21 protein-coding genes and 1 riboswitch are annotated in these 19,890 nt (G+C 43.5%); of the genes, 3 read left to right on the top strand and 18 right to left on the bottom strand.

Going from position 1 to position 19,890, the window contains the following annotated elements:
• Positions 1-79: 79 nt before the first annotated feature.
• The 6 genes from ASD24_RS00860 to pdhA all read right to left on the bottom strand — a co-directional run bounded on the left by ASD24_RS00860 (position 80) and on the right by pdhA (position 6,754).
• A complete protein-coding gene (locus tag ASD24_RS00860) occupies positions 80-568 on the bottom strand; it encodes a dihydrofolate reductase (RefSeq protein ID WP_056690082.1) in 489 nt (162 codons plus the stop codon).
• A gap of 51 nt (positions 569-619) precedes the next feature.
• On the bottom strand, positions 620-1,414 hold the full coding sequence (gene thyA, locus ASD24_RS00855) for a thymidylate synthase (RefSeq protein WP_056690080.1): 795 nt from the start codon (positions 1,412-1,414) through the stop codon (positions 620-622).
• 274 nt (positions 1,415-1,688) lie between these two features.
• A complete protein-coding gene (gene lpdA / locus ASD24_RS00850) occupies positions 1,689-3,104 on the bottom strand; it encodes a dihydrolipoyl dehydrogenase (protein ID WP_036613658.1) in 1,416 nt (471 codons plus the stop codon).
• A gap of 3 nt (positions 3,105-3,107) precedes the next feature.
• Positions 3,108-4,427: a dihydrolipoamide acetyltransferase family protein gene (locus tag ASD24_RS00845; RefSeq protein ID WP_056690077.1), complete on the bottom strand. Its 1,320-nt coding sequence runs from the start codon at positions 4,425-4,427 to the stop codon at positions 3,108-3,110.
• A 176-nt stretch (positions 4,428-4,603) separates the two neighbouring features.
• Entirely contained in the window at positions 4,604-5,581 is a 978-nt protein-coding gene (locus ASD24_RS00840) for an alpha-ketoacid dehydrogenase subunit beta (protein WP_056690073.1), read from the bottom strand.
• 105 nt (positions 5,582-5,686) lie between these two features.
• The gene (gene pdhA / locus ASD24_RS00835) at positions 5,687-6,754 is read right to left on the bottom strand and encodes a pyruvate dehydrogenase (acetyl-transferring) E1 component subunit alpha (protein WP_056690070.1); all 1,068 of its coding nucleotides are present in this window, start codon (positions 6,752-6,754) and stop codon (positions 5,687-5,689) included.
• 256 nt (positions 6,755-7,010) lie between these two features.
• Between pdhA and ASD24_RS00830 the strand changes: the two genes are divergently transcribed.
• Complete coding sequence (locus ASD24_RS00830) at positions 7,011-7,745, top strand: alpha/beta hydrolase (protein WP_056690068.1); 735 nt, start codon at positions 7,011-7,013, stop codon at positions 7,743-7,745.
• 159 nt (positions 7,746-7,904) lie between these two features.
• Here ASD24_RS00830 and ASD24_RS00825 read toward each other — a convergent pair whose 3' ends face one another.
• Together ASD24_RS00825 and ASD24_RS00820 are read right to left on the bottom strand one after the other, a co-directional pair.
• Positions 7,905-8,375, bottom strand: a complete 471-nt coding sequence (locus tag ASD24_RS00825) for a low molecular weight protein-tyrosine-phosphatase (RefSeq protein ID WP_056690064.1) — start codon at positions 8,373-8,375, stop codon at positions 7,905-7,907.
• 5 nt (positions 8,376-8,380) lie between these two features.
• Positions 8,381-9,055, bottom strand: coding sequence for a trimeric intracellular cation channel family protein (locus ASD24_RS00820; RefSeq protein WP_082560221.1), 675 nt, complete (start codon positions 9,053-9,055; stop codon positions 8,381-8,383).
• A gap of 368 nt (positions 9,056-9,423) precedes the next feature.
• Here ASD24_RS00820 and ASD24_RS00815 point away from each other — a divergent pair, with 368 nt between their 5' ends.
• Together ASD24_RS00815 and ASD24_RS00810 are read left to right on the top strand one after the other, a co-directional pair.
• On the top strand, positions 9,424-10,065 hold the full coding sequence (locus tag ASD24_RS00815; protein ID WP_056690061.1) for a thiamine diphosphokinase: 642 nt from the start codon (positions 9,424-9,426) through the stop codon (positions 10,063-10,065).
• A gap of 280 nt (positions 10,066-10,345) precedes the next feature.
• A complete protein-coding gene (locus ASD24_RS00810) occupies positions 10,346-10,846 on the top strand; it encodes a C40 family peptidase (RefSeq protein WP_056690059.1) in 501 nt (166 codons plus the stop codon).
• 128 nt (positions 10,847-10,974) lie between these two features.
• Here ASD24_RS00810 and ASD24_RS00805 read toward each other — a convergent pair whose 3' ends face one another.
• From ASD24_RS00805 to ASD24_RS00760, 10 genes are all read right to left on the bottom strand, one after another.
• Positions 10,975-11,661 carry a winged helix-turn-helix domain-containing protein gene (locus ASD24_RS00805; RefSeq protein ID WP_056690056.1) on the bottom strand — a complete coding sequence of 229 codons (687 nt, stop codon included), beginning with the start codon at positions 11,659-11,661 and terminating at the stop codon, positions 10,975-10,977.
• A 295-nt stretch (positions 11,662-11,956) separates the two neighbouring features.
• Positions 11,957-13,006, bottom strand: coding sequence for a thiazole biosynthesis adenylyltransferase ThiF (locus ASD24_RS00800; protein WP_156395284.1), 1,050 nt, complete (start codon positions 13,004-13,006; stop codon positions 11,957-11,959).
• Positions 13,003-13,770, bottom strand: a complete 768-nt coding sequence (locus ASD24_RS00795; protein ID WP_056690052.1) for a thiazole synthase — start codon at positions 13,768-13,770, stop codon at positions 13,003-13,005. Before ASD24_RS00795 ends, ASD24_RS00800 begins: the two co-directional genes overlap by 4 nt.
• Positions 13,771-13,773: 3 nt before the next feature.
• A complete protein-coding gene (thiS, locus tag ASD24_RS00790; RefSeq protein WP_056690049.1) occupies positions 13,774-13,977 on the bottom strand; it encodes a sulfur carrier protein ThiS in 204 nt (67 codons plus the stop codon).
• Positions 13,974-15,206 (bottom strand): glycine oxidase ThiO, encoded by a 1,233-nt coding sequence (thiO, locus tag ASD24_RS00785; protein WP_056690047.1) that lies wholly within the window; start codon positions 15,204-15,206, stop codon positions 13,974-13,976. The genes thiS and thiO overlap by 4 nt, the downstream gene beginning before the upstream one ends.
• A gap of 19 nt (positions 15,207-15,225) precedes the next feature.
• Positions 15,226-15,879, bottom strand: a complete 654-nt coding sequence (locus ASD24_RS00780) for a thiamine phosphate synthase (protein WP_056690045.1) — start codon at positions 15,877-15,879, stop codon at positions 15,226-15,228.
• Between the two features lie 219 nt (positions 15,880-16,098).
• Positions 16,099-16,208, bottom strand: a riboswitch (TPP riboswitch).
• A 76-nt stretch (positions 16,209-16,284) separates the two neighbouring features.
• The gene (gene abc-f, locus ASD24_RS00775; protein WP_056690043.1) at positions 16,285-17,835 is read right to left on the bottom strand and encodes a ribosomal protection-like ABC-F family protein; all 1,551 of its coding nucleotides are present in this window, start codon (positions 17,833-17,835) and stop codon (positions 16,285-16,287) included.
• A gap of 123 nt (positions 17,836-17,958) precedes the next feature.
• Positions 17,959-18,954 carry a hypothetical protein gene (locus ASD24_RS00770; RefSeq protein ID WP_056690039.1) on the bottom strand — a complete coding sequence of 332 codons (996 nt, stop codon included), beginning with the start codon at positions 18,952-18,954 and terminating at the stop codon, positions 17,959-17,961.
• Positions 18,941-19,492 carry a hypothetical protein gene (locus ASD24_RS00765; protein WP_056690036.1) on the bottom strand — a complete coding sequence of 184 codons (552 nt, stop codon included), beginning with the start codon at positions 19,490-19,492 and terminating at the stop codon, positions 18,941-18,943. The genes ASD24_RS00770 and ASD24_RS00765 overlap by 14 nt, the downstream gene beginning before the upstream one ends.
• Positions 19,489-19,887 carry a hypothetical protein gene (locus ASD24_RS00760; RefSeq protein WP_056690033.1) on the bottom strand — a complete coding sequence of 133 codons (399 nt, stop codon included), beginning with the start codon at positions 19,885-19,887 and terminating at the stop codon, positions 19,489-19,491. The genes ASD24_RS00765 and ASD24_RS00760 overlap by 4 nt, the downstream gene beginning before the upstream one ends.
• Positions 19,888-19,890 lie beyond the last annotated feature (3 nt).

Below are 19,890 nucleotides of genomic sequence, written 5' to 3'. Positions count from 1 at the left end.
ATATTTCGTAATCAGCGCCTCAACATTTTTTTTATAAATCACTTCAAAACGTATAAATCGATTGAAGCTATGTTCCATCTTATTGTTTACGTTCATAAAACTCGAAGGTAAACGCGTGGACGTTTTTCTCATCCTGTTCGCCTTCAACTTGCTTAATTAGCTCCCATTCAGACCAATCCACTTCGGGGAAAAACGTATCTCCCTCAAAATGTTCATGAATCTTAGTGACAACAAGACGGTCGGCAAACGGTAAAAATTCACGATAAACCTGTGAACCACCGATTACACACAACTCTTCCCCTTGCGTTACACTTAGACCCTCTTCGATGGTGTGAACCACTTCAGCTTGCTCTGCTTTGTAGTCTAAGTCTCTAGTTATGACGATATTACGACGTTTAGGGAGTGGTTTGCCACCAAAAGATTCCCACGTATTACGTCCCATAATAATGGTTTTGTTCAACGTTTGTTGTTTGAAAAAGGCCATATCTTTGGGTAAATGCCACGGCAGTGAATTATTTAAGCCAATCACGCCATTCTCCCCCATCGCCCATACAAGTTCAATGCTCAACAGTTATACACTCCTTCAATCCAAAATCAATATCGATTCCGCTTCTGCATTTTATACTGCAATTGGAGCTTTAATGCCTGGATGGTGCTGATAGTTCTCAAATTCGAAATCTTCAAACTTATAGTCAAAAATGGATTCTGGCTTGCGCTTAATTACCAATTTAGGTAATGCAAAAGGTTCACGCGCCAGTTGAGTTTTGACCTGCTCTACATGGTTTGAATAGATATGCACATCTCCACCTGACCAGATGAACTCACCCACCTCAAGATCACATTGTTGCGCAATCATATGTGTTAGAAGCGCATAACTGGCAATGTTAAACGGCAGACCCAAGAACGTATCTACTGAACGCATGGTAAGCATACATGATAATTTACCCTCTGCAACATAAAACTGAAACGCGAAATGGCATGGCGGAAGCTTCATGTGGTTAATTTCGGCCACATTCCACGCACTTACAAGATGACGTCTAGAATCTGGGTTGTTTTTAATCGAATCAATCACTGCCGCGATCTGGTCGATCTTCTCTCCATTTGGCGCTTCCCACGAACGCCACTGTGAGCCATACACAGGTCCGAGATCACCATTCTCATCCGCCCAATCGTCCCAGATTTTCACGCCGTTTTCTTTCAAGTAAGCAATGTTTGTATCCCCACTCAGGAACCATAAAAGCTCATGGATCACCGATTTAAGATGAATTCGTTTTGTTGTAACAAGTGGAAATCCTTCAGAAAGATCATAACGAAGCTGTCTACCAAATACAGATTGTGTTCCCGTTCCGGTACGATCTCCTTTGTGTACGCCATTGTCCAATATATCTTGTAATAAATCGAGATAGTTTTTCAAGTTGATTTCCCCTCACATCTCTATATATGTTGCCACTCAGTTCCAGATTGACTCGAATTACATCATGTCTGACCATCTTAACAGTTTATCACACTGTGCACGTTGGAAAAAGAGTTGAGCCATATTCAATTTTGCCCACGTTTTACAGTACTAAGTGCAACATATTCACCTACGGAAGCCATTTAACTCACAAAAAAAAGGTGAGTAGCGCTAACGCACTACTCACCTCTTTGATCTACGTATGATGCCGGACGAATCCGAAGCTTAGAGGATCTTAACGGGAGATGATGTGGATCGGGTGACCCATAACCAATTCCGCTGCTTCCATCACGATTTCGCCCAAAGTTGGGTGAGCGTGGATAGTAAGCGCCAGATCTTCCAAAGTTGCGCCCATCTCGATTGCAAGACCAAGCTCAGCAATCAGGTTGGAAGCTTCCAGACCAACGATTTGGCAACCCAGTACAAGGCCGCTCTCTTCGTCAGCTACGATTTTCACGAAGCCTTCAGCATGGTTCAAAGATACTGCACGGCCGTTACCCGCATAAGGGAATTTACCTGCTTTTACTTTGTAACCTTTTTCTTTAGCTTCTTTTTCAGTGTAACCTACGCTGGAGCATTCTGGATCTGTGAAGACAACAGCTGGCATACATTTGTAATCTACTACAGATGGTTGTCCTGCAATTGCTTCAGCAGCCACTTTACCTTCATAAGAAGCTTTGTGCGCCAGAGCAAGACCAGATACGATATCACCAATTGCGAAGATGTGCGGAATGCTAGTGCGACCTTGGTGGTCAACTTTAACGAATCCACGCTCATCAACGTCAACACCGATCATATCAAGACCAAGCTCACCATCTGTGTTTGGACGACGTCCAACAGTAACAAGCAGGTAATCTGCAGTTACTTCTTTGGACTCACCATTTACAGAATATTTAACAGTTACATCTTTATCCGTTTGCTCCGCACTTTCAGCTTTTGCACCCGTTACGATTTCGATGCCTGTTTTCTTCATGTTTTTAGCCACAAGGCTAGTCATGTCTTTATCGAATCCTGGCAATACAGTATCCAAACCTTCGATGATTGTTACTTTAGCACCGAATTTGGAGTACATTTGACCAAGCTCAGCGCCGATATAACCGCCACCGATTACGATCATACTTTTTGGTACTTCAGGCAAGTTCAATGCTTCTGTTGAAGACAGAATGCGTCCGCCAAACGGGAAAGGTTTCAGTTCGATTGGACGGGAACCTGTTGCAATGATTGCATTTTTGAACTTGTAACGCGGTGACTCATGATCGTTAAATACACGAGCTTCGTTTTCGTTGATGAACATGCACTCACCGTTGAAAACTTCAACTTTGTTGCCTTTGAGCAAACCAGCTACGCCGCCAGTCATTTTCTTAACAACGCCGTTTTTGAATTCTTGAGTTTTGCTGAAGTCTACTTTAACGTTCTCAGCAGAGATACCAAATGCTTCACCGTGAAGTGCAGACTCATATTGGTGTGCAGCAGAGATCAAAGCTTTGGATGGAATACATCCGCGGTTCAAACATACGCCGCCCAGCTCGGATTTGTCTACGATCAATACGCTTTGGCCCAGTTGTGCAGCACGGATGGCAGCTACATAGCCACCAGGTCCTGCACCAATTACTAATGTGTCGATATTGAGAGAAGCGTCGCCTACTACCATATCTTACACCTCCATAACAAGCAACTCAGGGTTAGCGAGAAGCTGTTTAATGTAATTCATAAAGTTTTGTGCAGTTGCGCCATCGATGATACGGTGGTCGAAGCTCAAGGAAAGAGCCATTACTGGTGCTGCAACAACTTCGCCGTTTTTGATAACCGCTTTTTCACTGATGCGTCCCGTTCCGAGGATAGCAACTTCAGGGAAGTTGATGATCGGAGTGAAGAACATACCGCCAGCAGAACCGATGTTACTGATGGAGATTGTGCTTCCTTTCATTTCGTTCGCGCTCAGTTTACCTTCACGACCACGAGCTGCCAGATCACGGATAGAGTCAGCGATCATCCAGATGGATTTACGATCAGCATCTTTGATAACAGGAACGATCAAACCGTTGTCTGTATCTGTAGCGATACCGATGTTGTAGTATTTTTTGTAAACAATTTCGTTAGCTTCTTCATCGATCATTGCGTTCAGAGCAGGGAATTGGCGGGAAGCCGCAACCAATGCTTTAACGATGAATGGCAAGTAAGTAACTTTTGTTCCTTTTTTCTCAGCAATTGGTTTCATGCGAGTACGGAAAGCAACCAATTCAGTTACGTCAACTTCGTCCATGATTGTAACGTGAGGTGCTGTGTAAGCCGATTTAACCATTGCGTTAGAGATCGCTTTACGGATACCTTTGAACGGTACGCGCTCTTCTTCAAGGCGTTGATCAGCTGCAGCAGCTGGTGCTGCGGATTTTTTCTCTTCTTGAGCAGGTGCTTCGGAAGATGCCGCTGCGGAAGAACCGCCACCATTTTTGAAGGATTCAACATCTTCTTTGGTTACTTTACCGTTGTTGCCAGTACCGTTAACCTGAGCGATGTCTACACCTTGTTCACGAGCGAATTTACGCACGCTTGGAGTTGCCAGAACGTCTTTAGCAGGTACTGCTGGTACGCTGTTATTTCCGCCTTCTTTAGCTGCATCCGGGTTGGAAGCTGCCGCAGAAGAACCGCTAGTGTCTGCTCCACCTTGAGCTGCATCTTTCTCTTGCTCGCCTTGATCGCCAGCAGGAGCGTCGTCTTGCTCAGGAATTTCGCCTTCTGCGTCAATGATTGCTACAACTTCACCAACGTGGCAGATTTGACCGTCTTTAGCGAATACTTCAGTAACTGTTCCGTTAACCGGACAAGGCACTTCAACTACCGCTTTATCGTTCTGCACTTCCATGATGATATCGTCGTCAGTTACCTTGTCCCCAACTTTGATGTGCATCTTGATGATTTCGCCTTCGTGAAGGCCTTCGCCTAGTTCAGGGAATTTATATTCAAATTTAGCCAACTGAAAAACCTCCTTGATTATGTGCTCAATCCTGAAAACAACCCTTAACTCCAAGAACCAACTGTTACTGCTAATGCAAATAACTGTTACTCAAGGGGCTAATGGCTGTTTACAGTGCAGCCTACGCTGCGGTGTGAATCACCATACTGCGCCTTGCGGCATGTCAGATGATTAAATTAGAAATTTACGACTTTGTTAACCGCAGCAACAATACGTGCTGGGTTAGGCAGCCATGTATCTTCGATTTGCGCAAAAGGATATACAGTATCCGGACCTGCTACACGCAGTACCGGTGCTTCCAAGTGCAGGATTGCTTTTTCATTGATTTGTGCAATGACTTCAGCTGCAATACCTGCGCTCTTTTGAGCTTCTTGTACAACAATAGCGCGATTTGTTTTCTTAACAGAAGCAATAACTGTATCGATATCGATCGGGCTGATCGTACGAAGGTCGATTACTTCAACTTTAATTCCTTGTTTTTCAAGCTCTTCCGCTGCTTTAACGGAAGTGTGAACCATCATACCGTAAGTGATGATAGTAACGTCGGAACCTTCACGAACAACGTTCGCTTTACCCAGTTCAACAACATAGTCCTCTTCAGGCACTTCTGCACGGAAAGCATGGTACAGGTTCAAGTGCTCCATGAAGAATACAGGATCGTTGTCGCGGATAGAAGCAATCATCAGACCTTTTGCATCGTAAGGGTTAGATGGAACTACTACTTTAATACCCGGAGTTTGCGTGAGCAAACCTTCCAGAGAATCTGTATGCAATTCTGCCGCTTTTACACCGCCACCGAATGGTGTACGGAATACGATTGGAGAATTGTATTTTCCGCCGGAGCGGAAACGCATACGAGCAGCTTGAACTACCATTTGGTCAAGTGCTTCGAAGATGAAACCAACGAATTGGATTTCAGCTACTGGACGGAAGCCTTGGATACCCAAACCTACAGCCAGACCACCAATAGCGGACTCAGCCAGCGGAGTATCAAATACACGCTCTTCGCCAAACTCTTTTTGCAGACCTTCCGTTACACGGAAAACACCGCCTACATTACCTACGTCTTCACCGAAAAGCAGAACGTTAGGATCACGTTTCAACTCAACGCGAAGCGCATCACGGATTGCTTCTTTCATGTTCAATTGTGCCATTTGCTTCATTTCCTCCTTAAACATTGACAGTTCACATTTGAATTCATACATGTATACCGAGACACCATAACTGGCGCCGGATGTTTATGCTTTATCGGAAAAAACTTATTGGAAATCAGCTTTTTGCTCTTCCAAGTGCTTAGGCGTTTGTTCGAACATGCTGTCGATCAAGCCTGAAATCGTCATTTTCTCGGTTTTTTCCGCTTTTTTGATCTCTTCGTTTACTTTAGCTTTTGCTTCTTCTTTCACACGTGCTGTATCTTCTTCAGTCCACAGACCTTTTTTCTCCAGATACTTAGCGAAACGTGCGATTGGATCTTTTACGCTCCACTCAGCCTCTTCTTCTTTTGTACGATATTTGGAAGCATCGTCAGAAAGGGAGTGAGGACGGAAACGGTAAGTTACCGCTTCGATCAATGTAGCGCCTTCTCCGTTACGTCCACGTTCAGCAGCTTCCTGAACAGCTTTGATAACAGCGAAGATGTCCATACCGTCAACTTTAACACCTTTGATCCCTGCTGCTACCGCTTTGTGAGCGATGGACAGAGCTGCTGTTTGTTTAGCAAAAGGAGTTGTGATGGCATAACCATTGTTTTGTACGAAGAAGATAACTGGCAGTTTGTATACACCAGCGTAGTTCAGACCTTCATAGAAGTCACCTTCAGAAGAACCGCCATCACCTGTGTACGTAATAACAACTTGCTTTTGTTTCTTCAATTTGTAACCCATAGCGATACCCATTGCATGCAGGATTTGTGCACCAATGATGATTTGTGGCATCAATACATTAACGCCATCGGGAATTTGTCCACCATGTTGGTGTCCACGGGAGTACAAGAATGCTTGATAAAGAGGAAGTCCATGCCATACGAGTTGCGGAATGTCACGATAGCCAGGACATACAAAGTCTTCTTTTTCAATTGCAAATTCACTACCAACCATTGTAGCTTCTTGACCAGATACTGGAGCATAGAAACCAAGACGACCTTGACGGCCCAGGTTTACTGCACGGTCATCCCAAGTACGGGTAAATACCATGCGGTACATAATTTCTTTTAATTGATCGTCGGAAAGCTTAGGCATCATGTCTTTGTTAACAATTTCGCCGTCAGGAGACAGCACGGACAGAGCTTCTACATCCTCCGTATATACTTCATAAGGAACCTTGCTCATTTTTTTCTTCACCTCAACAAAAAATTTGAATATCAAGTTCCGCTGTTATAATATTATTATACACCTGTTTCACTGCATACGTCAAAGATATCCGTATTTTTTTTATATTTTCTTTCGGATTGTATGTATAACAGGGTTCTAATATTGGTATAACAGCATAGTACATGTTTGCGTTTTTTACCTAAACCCGCATAAGGTTAATCTTACCGTATTGCGCGGTCGAATGCAAAAATAAAACCGAGAAAGGTGACGTTTTATGACGGATTCTCGCTATTTGAAACGCACAATTGTAAAGGAAGAGATTGAAAGTCGTTATCTTGGAGAGAAGCGGACTCTACGAATTTATCTTCCGCCTGGCTACAATGAACTGCTTAGTTATCCTGTCGTTTATTGTCAGGATGGCGAAGAATTTTTTAATTTTGGACGAATCGCTACAACAGCAAACCGCATCATCCTAGATGAGGGTGCCGAACCTTTCATCATCGTTGGGGTTCAGGTTGACGTGTCTGTAAGGACACAGGAGTACGCTCCCTTCGGAGATCGGTTTAAGGCTTATACCGCTTGCTTCGCTGAAGAGATTATTCCCTATGTAGAAGAGAAATATCCTGTGCGCCGATCACCGCAAGAACGTGTCTTGGCTGGTGACTCACTCGGGGGCAGTGTATCATTGCATCTTGCCCTACTCTATCCCGATCTGTTCCATCGCGTCATTAGCTTGTCCGGAGCCTTCTATTCCGCTTCCCAAGAAATCTATGCCGCAGAAGAGAATTTGTCTTGGCTTTCCATCTGGATGATCGTTGGTTTGCAGGAAACAGCTTTTGAAGCAGACACAGGAACTTATGACTTTGTTCAATTGAACCGAGATACACGTGATTTACTGGATAAACGCGGTGCGATCGTCTCCTATAGAGAGAAAGAAGGAAACCACCAATGGGGATTTTGGCAAAAGGAACTGCCCGAAGCACTGTTATACTTTCTTCAAGAAAATTAATATTGTATTCAACTGAACAGGCGGCTGAAATGCCGCTTTTGTTTCACTCTTTTATGTTATCGCTTACATTTATCTGCAATAAAAAAGCTGGATGTTGTTCTTTAACCCAGCTCTACTCGTATTCATTCCATTACTTTTTACAAAACGCCTTACAAAATCTTAAGACAATGCATGTTCTGCAGTAATTCGTTCCAATAATACATCGCAGCCTGCATCAACCAATTGATACACTTCCTCAAAATTTCCAGTATGATATGGATCGGGAACTTCACGTAGTACTTCATGAGGTAGCAGATCCATAAGTTTGATGATATCTGCATCTACACCACCTATAACTTTGCGAACATTCGCTTCATTAGAGTTGTCCATGCAGACAATATAATCGAATTGCTCGAAGTCATTACTTGCGAACTGTCTTGCAGCCATATTGGCATAAGAGATTTGAACGCTATCTAACAGTTTGCGAGTTCCCTCATGAGGAGGTTTACCTACATGCCAGTCCCCTGTTCCTGCTGAATCAACTTCAATCTGCTGTGCTAATCCGCGTTCTTCAATTTTGTGGCGCAGCACAGCTTCAGCCATAGGTGATCGGCAAATATTTCCAAGACAAACGAATAAAACTCGAATCATTTTAATTATTCCCCCTTGCTTAACGTATGACTTAACGCAGTCTGTGTTGCCTGTGGTTGGATGCTGTCCGATGCAACAAGTGAACGGCGTGGCAGTTTCCATTTATAATGTACAGAACACATCCGGAAGAACACAACCCCTGCAAAACAGATTAGCAGCCCAATATTGCTTGTGAACCAGCCCATTCCAATCGTAAATCCAGCAGCCATTGCCCACACTGCGTATATTTCGTCACGTAACACGAGCGGCTTCCGTCCTGCGAGCAAGTCCCGGATAATCCCCCCGCCAATACCAGTCATCACTGCAGCTACAATCACTGCACTCACGGGATGTCCCATTTTGGCAGCGTACAAACCACCTTGAATCGCAAATGCCGCAAGTCCGATCGCATCAAACAGCGCTTCCGTTCGCTTCCAATGACTGATCCATTGCAAAGGAAGAACAAATGCAATGGCAACTGATACGAGTGCCAGCATAATAAGACCGCCCTGACTCCATAAAGTAGTTACCGGCACTCCGATCAGCACATTACGGATTATACCTCCGCCAAAGGCTGTCACAAGACCCAGTACCAGCACTCCTAGGATATCATACTCCTCTTCCATCGCCACAAAGGCACCGGACATCGCAAACGCAATCGTCCCTATAATACTGAACACTTCAAAAATGTGTAAGTCCAACCTGTTCAAACCTCACTTTTCAAGTCATCTCCATGTCGCTCTACCCATTGTATCCGCGAGTACTAAAATTAAGCAACAACATTTTATCAAATGTACGTGTATTTTGTTGAAATCGAACCAAACTAGCCTGCAATCCAGTAAAAAAACATCAATTTATTCATATTACTATACACCTGCTCTATAAATATCCGCATATCTATACTAATGTTCTCAAACATTTCGCAGTTGTATTTTTGAATTTAGAACCCCACATGACCTTCCTTCTAGAAATTTGAGCCCAAATGAAGTATAGCTACATCTGATAGTAGAGTTTCGAATCAACATAAAAAAATGATATAATTTCTTCATTAGAAGGAAGGATGAATAGAATGACCATGAAACGTATTGTCATTTTTACCGGTGGGGAGCTGTTTCCTGAGTTCCTAGAGGCACTTCATAAGGATGACATGATTATCGCAGCAGACCGAGGGGCGTTATTCCTCATTGAACATGGGATTACGCCGGATATCGCCGTTGGGGATTTTGACTCCATTACAGAAGAGGAACAACAATTAGTTCGTGAAAAAAGTGGACGGATGATTGTGGTGGATCCTGTACTTAAAGACTGGACAGATACAGAGATGGCTTTTGAGACAGCCTTGGATCACGAGCCAACCCATATTCTAATGTTAGGTGCTACAGGGACACGCATGGATCACACTTTGGCAAACGTACATATTATGGTTCGTGCGATGCAGCGTCATATCTCCTGTTCGCTGCAAGACAAAAATAACCTCATGATGTTAACGACATCCGAAGCCGTAGTCGAAGACCATGGCTATGAGTATGTCTCTTTATTACCTTTGACACCAGAAGTAACAGGGATTAACTTAAAAGGATTCCAATATCCACTGCAGGAAGCCACTCTGCGAATGGGACAGTCATTAGGGATCAGCAACAAATTGTTAGGTAAGTCTGGAACCGTCTCTATTGATAGCGGATTATTGCTAATTATCCAGAGCAAAGATTAGATTAGAATCTTAAATAGTTACTTTTTTGTAACCCATGATTCAAACTTAAATTAAGTGGAATTCACGTAAAGACCCTTGAATATCAAGGGTCTTTTTTATTTTTCTCCAAATGGATGTCCGTCAATGATTAATTTTTTGACATTTTTAATTGTTTTTTAATAATGATATCCAATGCTTTGCGACACAAGGGATTGTGCACACCTATCCAATTTCTAGGCTGTTACAAACCTGTTATAGTAGCTCTAGCAACTTAACGAAAACGAATTTTGGAGGTACTTACATGAAAACAAACATCTTAGTCCAAAAGGCCGTAACCGTCGGGTTGTGCGCTACACTTGGTTTTGGAGCAGTTCTTATGACTAACGCACCCGTTGCACAAGCAGCAACCGCATCGGTATCAACTGGACAGCAAATTGTAAACTATGGTAAAAAGTTCACTGGAACTCCATATAAATTTGGCGCTTCAACCACAACAACAAAATATTTTGATTGCTCTTCATTTATGAAGTATATTTTCAAGAAATATGGCGTTGACTTGCCACGTACATCCGTGAAGCAATCCAAAGAAGGTAAAGCTGTATCTAAAGCTAACCTACGTGTAGGCGACCTTGTCTTCTTCTCCAGCGGTAGCCGCTCTACTGGTTCTAACGTTACTCATGTCGGAGTATATGCAGGAAATGGCAAGATTCTCCACACTTACGGATCTCCGGGTGTAACTCTGTCAGATTTGGACTCTGGCACTTGGAAAAGAACCTATATCAAAGCTCGTCGCGTACTATAGAGCTTAATTGCAAACGATACGGACAACTTGAATTGAACCGAATCCATGGATTCGGTTCTTTTTGTTTGTTCTAATTTGCTACAGGGTATCCAGAGAACCATCCATAATTATTGATCAATCCCCAGTACTCAGGTATGAAGCATATAACCCACTCCACGTACCGTATGGATCAATTTCTGGGGTCGCCCTTTGTCTACTTTTACGCGTAGGTGTTTAATATATACGTCTACGACATTCGTATCCATTGCAAATTCGTATCCCCATACTTCACTCAAAATCATACTACGCGTGCACGCCTCATTAACATGACGAGCCAAATACTCCAACAATTCGTACTCCTTAGGTGTTAACATCAAATATTCCCCCGCACGGCTCACTCGGCGAGAACGCAAATTCACTTTAAGATCATGCACAACGATGACCTCTTCATCCATCTGACCTACACTCACAAATAGTCTTAACAAATTACGAATCCGTGCCAATAGGACACTCGAGTGAACGGGCTCTAGAATTACATCGTTTGCCCCAAGATCGAGCCAATGAACAATCTCTTCATCCATTGCCTGGTATGTAAGTACCACTATTGGGACAGGCTTACTCTTTTGAGCTAACCGCTCAATACCTTCCGAAAGCTCTTCCCGTGAATCCGTATCATGCAAGAGAATGATCATACGGATCGATTCCAGTTGTGCATCTCGCTCTTGTTGCAATTGTTGCCAACTAAGATCCACAACAGTATATGAATGATTCAGTAACACAACTTTAATGGATGTGGTTCGCTCTGTCGTTCCCACCAAAAGGATGGATGTTTGCATGTAGTATTCACCCGGCTTATCTCAAACTTCGCCATGATATTTCTGCACAATGATTAAGGATCACAAATAAACACAAAGATGCAGAACAACATTTCGTTATCTGCTTATCATGCCGCATAACTAAAAAGTCCATTCCTTAGGAATGGACTTAGATAGTTTATATCTTGAGTGTATATCTTGAGTCTGTATCTTGGGTTTGTATACTGAATTCAAATCTTCACATCATATTTCTGCTTCATATTTTTAATTAAATCGTTAGTTCATATCGTTAATGTTTGTCGGGTAAATTCACCACTTAACCAAAGTAACGATGTACAAGCGTTCGCGCTTCTGCTGTATCTTTCGTTCCATGCACAAGAATACGTCCGTCCTGGAAAATAACCATTCGTTGCGCTCCCGTTGTGAACGAAACTAAAAAGGGATTAGCCTCAACCTGACCTTCATCAAGTCCGCGTAAGCGCTCAGCTGTATGCTCTAGATCAAGTTTTGTTGGGCGTGCCGGGCGAATCTGTACTGTGTCTCTGCCACATAACACGTCCGTCTTCTCCAGATTTGAAGCAGAGAGATACGGATAAGTCGCTGTTTCACCACAGGAAGCACATTGTTGCTTTTTCGCACCATCCACGTTAATTGAAATGTATTCATTGCGCCATAGATCGAAGGATAATAACTTCCGTCTTAACGCCTCTGGATGGCCACTTAACCATTTCAACGCTTCAGCTGTTTGATTCGCTGTTACCATCTGTACAGCCTGAGGAATAATTCCGGAGGTATCGCAAGTATCGCCTCCAAGTGGAACCTCTCCCAGCAAACAATTCAAACAAGGTGTCTCACCAGGGATAAATGTGTACGTAATTCCATAACTGCCGACACATCCGCCATATATCCATGGAATGCGGTATTTCTGGCACATATCATTGATCAATAACCTCGTATCAAAGTTATCTGTTGCATCCATAATTAGATCAACATTTGGAATTAAATCCTCTAACTCATCTGCCCTTACATCCATTACAATTCCCTTAACGGTAACTGTGGAATTAATTGCACTGAGATGCTTTTGTGCGGCTATCGCTTTGGGCATTCTCTCCATTGCATCCTGTTCAATATATAGTTGCTGTCGCTGCAAGTTGCTCCACTCTACATAGTCACGATCTACAATTGTGACATGTCCTACACCGGAACGTACCAGCGTCTCCGCAATACCGGTTCCTAATGCACCTGCACCAACGATCAAAACTTTACCGTTACTTAATTTGCGCTGTCCTTCCTTGCCAAGGGGAGCATAACGCTCTTGTCTGGAATATCGATCTCCTTGGTCAGGTGAACACGTCTCATTCATCATGTATGAATCATTCCTTCCGCCGGACTACTCGCTGCTGCATAACGCTTAACTGGAATCATTCCTGCCTCATATGCCAATCTTCCTGCCTCTACCCCGAGTCTCATGGCCTTTGCCATATCAACAGGATAACCTGACCCAGAAACTGCTGTATTCAACAACACAGCGTCTGCTCCCATTTCCATTGCACGAGCAGCATCACTAGGTGATCGAAGTCCAGCATCCACAATCACAGGGACAACCGCCTGTTCAATAATAACTTCGAGGTTGTATGGATTCATGATTCCCTTACCTGATCCAATTGGTGAAGCCCCAGGCATCACAGCGTGTACGCCAAGTAACTGGAGCCGTTTCGCCAAGATTACATCATCAGATATATAAGGAAGAACCGTAAAGCCTTTATGTAGCAGCATCTCACAGGCTTTATACGTTTCAATCGGGTCTGGTAACAGTGTAATTCCATCGCCAATCACTTCTACTTTTATCATATCACAAAGTCCGGAAGCACGGGCGAGTTCAGCAATACGAACAGCTTCTTCTGCCGTAGAAGCACCCGCAGTGTTAGGCAGCAAGGTGTAGCGATCCAAATCTACCATATCGAGAAAATGCTTTTTGTTACGCTCTTCAAGGTTAAGACGTCTCACAGCAAACGTAAGTACCTCTGTACCTGAGGCTTCAATAGCCTGAGACTGCACCTCTAAATCGTCAAACTTACCTGTACCCAACAATAATCTAGACTGAAAGACATGTTCCCCAATTTTCAACATTACTTAACCTCCTCCTACAAAATGTACAATTTCAACCCGATCCCCATCTTTTAAATGGGTCGTCTCATGATGTTCACGGGTAAGAATCTGGCGATTCAACTCAACAACCACTGTTTTCACATGAAGATCAAATGAGTGCAGCAGTTTATCTACACGGTTCAAACGGTCTTCAATCTCCATTCGTTGACCATTGACTATAATATTCAATGCAAGATCCCCCTTTTAATGAAGCGTTCTGGACGACAACCTTGCATATTCAGCTCCTCAGAAGATTTACCTTCGATAAAATCAGCGAGTAAGCTACCCGTTACGGCGCTTAACAAGATTCCGTTGCGATGATGTCCAACAGCTGCATACAAACCAGATATGCTCTCACATGCGCCCAGGTAAGGTAATCCATCAGGTGTTGAAGGCCTTACTCCGGCCCATGCCCGTACAAAATGAGCTTCTGCAATGCCAGGCACCCAGTTGGCAGCCCGTTCAAGCAGTTTTTGCAAACCAGCAGCTGTAACATGCAGATCAGATTTCCCCGGTAGAACTGTCGCACCAATCCATACTTCTCCATTGGCTTTAGGCACGATATAAATGTCCTCTGCATAGACCGTTTTGTCTGGGACAAGTTGTCCAGAATGATCTGAGAACTGTACTGCTGCAATTTCGCCTTTGACAGGTAAGATTGGCAAATGAAGTCCAACCTGCTTCATTAACTCTTCGCCTTGTATACCATTAGCAACAATGACATTTTGACATGTCATCGTTCCAATGGAAGTTTCCACGGCTTGTATTCTGTTTGCATCCGCGCGAAGATTAACTTGATGAACGCCCTCAACAATTCGAGCTCCTAGAGCCTGGGCTGATCTTGCATAAGCTTGAGTCAAATTGACAGGCAGCACGTCACATTCCAACGGTCGATAATAGGCACCATAAATATCTTTGTTTAACCATGGAGCTTCTTGTTGTGCCGTAGTACCATCCCACCAAATTTCAGTAGCTAGTGATCGTAGTCTGGGAACTATGGAATCATTACTTAAATCATGTTTAAGACGGATAGGCGTGATAAAACCATTTTGTTGAAATCCAATATGGATCTCACTCAGGGAACTCAGCTGTTCGTACTGCTCATGAAGTAACTGTCTGCTCATGGTTGCCAAGTTCAACATCATTGGCGAAGAAAAGTGCTCACTATCTGCTGCAATCATGCCAGCTGCTGCACAAGATGCACCCTCAGCGATCCGTCCACGCTCAATTAGAAGAACATCTTTTCCTCGTGCAGCAAGCTCATAGGCAATCGCACAACCAATCACGCCCCCACCAATCACAATCGTTTCTGCATGAAGCTTTCCATGGATTCCAGCATTGGTTCTACTGCGGGACAAGGTTTTACGCAAATCTCGGTTACTACTTCGGCTCCAAACTCTCGCTCTATCGTTCACCATCTCATCTCCTTGCTCAAGATTAACCTTCCGATTCAACGATCGCCTGTTTTAGTGAACTAACCGCTTGCTTTGGATGCTCGCTCGCCCAGATATGTGATATGACTGCTAAGCCTCTTGCTCCTGCACTGCGAAGATCACGAACATGCTCGATCCCAATGCCACCAATTGCAATTACTGGAACGTTCACTGTAGCGCATACTTCAGCAAGTTGCTTCAGTCCTCTGGGTTTGATTCCTGGTTTACTATTAGAGTTATAGATATGACCGAAAATAACATAGTCTACGCCTTGTTGCTCAGCAGCCTTTGCTTCATCTACAGAATGAACGGACACACCAATGCGAATTCGCTTTCGCATATCTCCTATAGATATCGTGCTTTGTGAGAAATCTGCCTGACCCCAATGGACACCTGCGAATCCTCCACCTTGACCCACTTCATGCACACCATTGACTACAATACGATCTGAAGGAACCCCTGATTCATGCAGTTTGTTTGCCCACTCCCAACGCTGTTCAGGCGGCTGTTGTTTTTCCCGAATATGAATATAGTCGACCCATGGCCAAATATCCTTCGATACACTTACAAAGTTGTGCAAATTCCCTACGCCTTGAGAGATAACATGCAGCTCAAAAGAAGCTGTGACATCGGAGTCATGCTCTTCTGTAATTACCAAACGATAACCTCCTCTCTTGACCAATGACATAACAAAAAAGCCACTCCCGTAGGGGAGTGGCTGCGAAATATATGCTTTGATTCGTTTAATTAAGTGTTGAACGGCCACAGAGGTTCTATGCATGCAAAGGTTAGCCCCATTGCAAAATCTCATAGAAACAACATGCTGTTCTCTCAGAAACAAGCATCTACCTCATTCATGCAGAGTACTGTTCCAATAAACGAAAACGCGCCACTTCCCTACGCTGGTATGATCCAGATCAGGTGCAAAGGGTCCGGAATCGCATTCTTCCGTCTCAGCCGCATCGTGCGACCCCCCTAGTGTTCATATGAAGTTGTAGCCTATATTACCATAGAGTCCTTTTTTTGTCACCGAAGATTTCTGAATCCCGTTCGGCTACGTAGACTAATTTTTCTCAGACCAAGCTTCAACATCCCACGTCTTCGTAACCCAATCCTCGTAAAAATCAGGTTCGTGAGATACGAGAAGTACTGTACCCTTAAATTCCTGGAGGGCCCGCTTCAGTTCAGCTTTGGCTGTTACATCAAGGTGATTGGTCGGCTCATCGAACAAAATCCAGTTACTCTCGCGCATTAACAACTTGCACAAACGCACTTTTGCTTGTTCTCCACCACTTAGCATGTTAAGTGGACGAGTAATATGTTCGTTTTTTAATCCACAACGTGCAAGATGTCCCCTAACCTCATTCTGGGTCAGATGCGAAAATTCATTCCATACATCCTCAATTGGAGTGATATTCCCCGCCCGTACCTCCTGCTCGAAATAAGCCGTTTCCAGATAATCTCCCAAAAATGTTTTGCCGCTGATTGGCGGAATTTTACCAAGAATCGTTTTTAGTAGTGTAGATTTACCCACACCGTTACAACCAACGATGGCAATTTTCTCTCCACGTTCAATGGTCATCGTCATTTTAGGTAATAAAGCATGAGAATATCCAATTTCAAAATCAATGCCCTCAAACACCGTTTTACTGCTGGCACGAGCATCTTTGAATTTGAAAGTAGGTTTGGCTGCTTCATCCGGACGATCAATCCGTTCGATTTTACCCAATTGCTTCTCACGGCTCTTCGCACGACCTGAAGTAGAAGCACGTGCTTTATTCCGCTGGATGAAGTCTTCCTGCTTTTTGATGTACTCCTGTTGCTTCTCATAAGCATCAATATGCTGTGCTTTCTGCATATCGGCCATCTCAAGAAACTTGTTATAGTTCGCTGCATATCTTGTCAACTTGGCAAATTCCAAGTGATAGATCACGTTAACTACTTCGTTCATGAACTCTGTATCATGGGAGATCAGAATAAAACTATACGGGTAATCCTTCAAATACCGGGTCAGCCATTCAATATGCTCTACATCCAGATAGTTCGTAGGTTCATCGAGCAGTAGCGCTGTAGGCTTCTCCAAGAGAAGCTTAGCCAGGAGCACCTTGGTACGCTGGCCCCCACTTAGTGAAGCAACGTCACGATCAAGTCCAATGACGGACAGCCCCAGACCGTTAGCCATCTCTTCTACCTTCACATCGATCAAATAAAAATCGCCCTGCTCCAACTGTTCTTGGATGTCGCCCATTTCTTCAAGCAACTGTTCCAATTGCTCAGGGTCAGCATCAGCCATCTGATCTGTAATTGCCATCATTTCTTTTTCCAATTCAAGCAGTGGCAAGAATGCATCCTTCAGCACATCCCGGATTGTTTTGCCTGGCGTTAATTTGGTATGCTGATCCAAATATCCGTAACGAACTTTAGGTGTCCATTCAACTTTGCCGCTATCTTTAAGCAATTTTCCGGTCAAAATATTCATAAGCGTGGATTTGCCTACACCATTTGCTCCAACAAGACCTACTCGCTCACCTGAAAGTAAACGAAAGGATACATTTTTAAATAACGTGCGATCTCCAAAATTGTGACTCACGTTCTCAACTGACAATAAACTCATAAGATGAGGTTGCTCCTATCTATTTGACATTACTTGATCACTAATTTAGACATTGTACCAAAGTCCTATTCTAGCACGTACCTGTCTTTTCTGAAAGTAATGTCTTCTTGCAAACTTTTTCACTTATGGAGCTTGCCCGCTGACATAACAATTACGCTCAAAATAACCTTGTGCAGCAGCTTGTTTTCCGTCACCAAAAACCTCTTCTGCTCTATAACCATAGTTACATGTAGACGGATAGTAATATTTAACTCCAGTTACTGGATCTACTCCTCCGACCACAGCAGTCTTCTTTACAAGCCTGCCTCCACCAATAGCATAATTATTAACGTTTTGATCCCCTACAGGTATACCTTGGATAAACGCCATAATGCCTGTATCATTAATTGAATTATACCAATCCTCTTGCGGGATTAAAGGCAATGTAAACGTATAAGAGATACCATTTCTACGTGCAAATTCATTATGGCGGTTAATAATTTCAGCAAGATCCTCCTGTACACTGGTCACAATCCAACTTCTTCTCACTTGCTCAAATGTGTCGGCATCCTGTAATAACGGGATTTGCGTGTTAGATGCCAACTCACTCTGAAACCCTTCAATCCACTTCCCCTGAACAGCATCATAAGCGTATACATATCCATCCAAGGTAAAGTTAATGCTGCTGCCATTCGGATCTACATATGTATATGGCTTCTTGGGACTCCAGACTTGCTTGAAAGAAAGCTCGGCATTTCCTGTCATTTCCGTTTCTTTCGCTAAAATGTAGTATCCATCATAATCCAGTACAACAATTGCTGGTATGTAATCAAATAACGCTTGAATAGCAGCCGGATCAGCCTGAATTCCCATATTCAATGCCATCGTTTGTGTAAATGTAAGCAAGGCTAGTTCCTTATCCGCCTTCACAAATTTCGTAGAATCATAACCTGCTTCATTATTTTGCTTTTCATTTTGATGCATCACCGCTCCTGCATCGAGTACAGCAGTCTGCAATGCAGACTTATACTTCTGACTTAGAAGCTGAGCTTCCTCAGCATCCCGTGTATGAAGAGATACAAGCCAGAACAACGGCACGAAGATAATTACAAACACAATCGAGAAATCAGTAATCTTCATTTAAAACCATACCTCCATAGGTGGTAAGCACAGCAGGTGCAGTCGGAGTTCCATTCAGCCATTCCCGGATCAACATACCGGATGTGCGATTGGTGCTTTGGACGGTAATCGTAATAAAATCCCCCATGACCAGCGTATATCTACGATCTGGATCATCCGTAGTTAGCCCACCTGCAGCAGGAAATAACCGTTCTTTAATCTGACTGGTGTAATATCCATCCTCTACGGTCTCATATGTACCTGTGAAGGTACTTTGATTCATTGGATCAGTATAGTGTGGCACATATTTTTTGTGTAAATGTTCTATTAGAATCTCATAGGCATTACCTGTTCGAGCCAGTTGTTCTTCCAATTCGCTGTACATGGCTGGTGAGATATATCCCTTGGTTCTAACCGCATCTACAAAACGTACAACGCTCTGATTCACGGTTATTCTCGCCAGGTCATCCTGTCGGTTAGCCGTTTCAGCCGTTGGATAGATATAGAGCAGGATTACAGCTAGCATAACTGCGAGTAGCTTAGATGCAGCATTAATCAATGAACGCTGGCCTCCTTCCAGAATTGGATTCTCATCAACCCTCCCCATTCATCTCTAATGAACTCTGGTCTGTACGAGCCGTTAAGCTGCACGGGAATAGTCTTCTTGCGATTTATTAAGGGGTCTACGAGATGAGCCTGACCATCCACTTCCACCGTGATCGATGTCCCAGTCATTTGTCTCACCGTATGTAATACTTCAGCACCGCTATATCTTTTTGGCTCCGTTGTACGGAGCGTTGTGTTCATTCTTCCTTCCATCTCCACTGTGAATTGTGTCGTATTATTAAGAGCATCCGTCATCGTTTTAATTAACTGCTGCCCGTACAGGCAGGCTGTCACAAATAGGACAACCGCCGTACTGAACAACATAAGTTGTTGAGCGTTTCTGAACATCTA

It is taken from the genome of Paenibacillus sp. Root52 (genome assembly GCF_001426865.1).
GTDB lineage: Bacteria > Bacillota > Bacilli > Paenibacillales > Paenibacillaceae > Paenibacillus.
Note: the sequence above shows the minus strand (reverse complement) of the source record. Positions and strands in the feature narration are given on the sequence as shown.

Bases quoted from the DNA above. Each gene is read 5' to 3' on its own strand.
- lpdA (WP_036613658.1), bottom strand. From the start codon at position 3,104: ATGGTAGTAGGCGACGCTTCTCTCAATATCGACACATTAGTAATTGGT.
- ASD24_RS00840 (WP_056690073.1), bottom strand. From the start codon at position 5,581: ATGGCACAATTGAACATGAAAGAAGCAATCCGTGATGCGCTTCGCGTT.
- pdhA (WP_056690070.1), bottom strand. From the start codon at position 6,754: ATGAGCAAGGTTCCTTATGAAGTATATACGGAGGATGTAGAAGCTCTG.
- ASD24_RS00830 (WP_056690068.1), top strand. From the start codon at position 7,011: ATGACGGATTCTCGCTATTTGAAACGCACAATTGTAAAGGAAGAGATT.
- ASD24_RS00825 (WP_056690064.1), bottom strand. From the start codon at position 8,375: ATGATTCGAGTTTTATTCGTTTGTCTTGGAAATATTTGCCGATCACCT.
- ASD24_RS00815 (WP_056690061.1), top strand. From the start codon at position 9,424: ATGACCATGAAACGTATTGTCATTTTTACCGGTGGGGAGCTGTTTCCT.
- ASD24_RS00810 (WP_056690059.1), top strand. From the start codon at position 10,346: ATGAAAACAAACATCTTAGTCCAAAAGGCCGTAACCGTCGGGTTGTGC.
- ASD24_RS00805 (WP_056690056.1), bottom strand. From the start codon at position 11,661: ATGCAAACATCCATCCTTTTGGTGGGAACGACAGAGCGAACCACATCC.
- ASD24_RS00800 (WP_156395284.1), bottom strand. From the start codon at position 13,006: ATGATGAATGAGACGTGTTCACCTGACCAAGGAGATCGATATTCCAGA.
- ASD24_RS00795 (WP_056690052.1), bottom strand. From the start codon at position 13,770: ATGTTGAAAATTGGGGAACATGTCTTTCAGTCTAGATTATTGTTGGGT.
- thiO (WP_056690047.1), bottom strand. From the start codon at position 15,206: ATGGTGAACGATAGAGCGAGAGTTTGGAGCCGAAGTAGTAACCGAGAT.
- abc-f (WP_056690043.1), bottom strand. From the start codon at position 17,835: ATGAGTTTATTGTCAGTTGAGAACGTGAGTCACAATTTTGGAGATCGC.
- ASD24_RS00770 (WP_056690039.1), bottom strand. From the start codon at position 18,954: ATGAAGATTACTGATTTCTCGATTGTGTTTGTAATTATCTTCGTGCCG.
- ASD24_RS00760 (WP_056690033.1), bottom strand. From the start codon at position 19,887: ATGTTCAGAAACGCTCAACAACTTATGTTGTTCAGTACGGCGGTTGTC.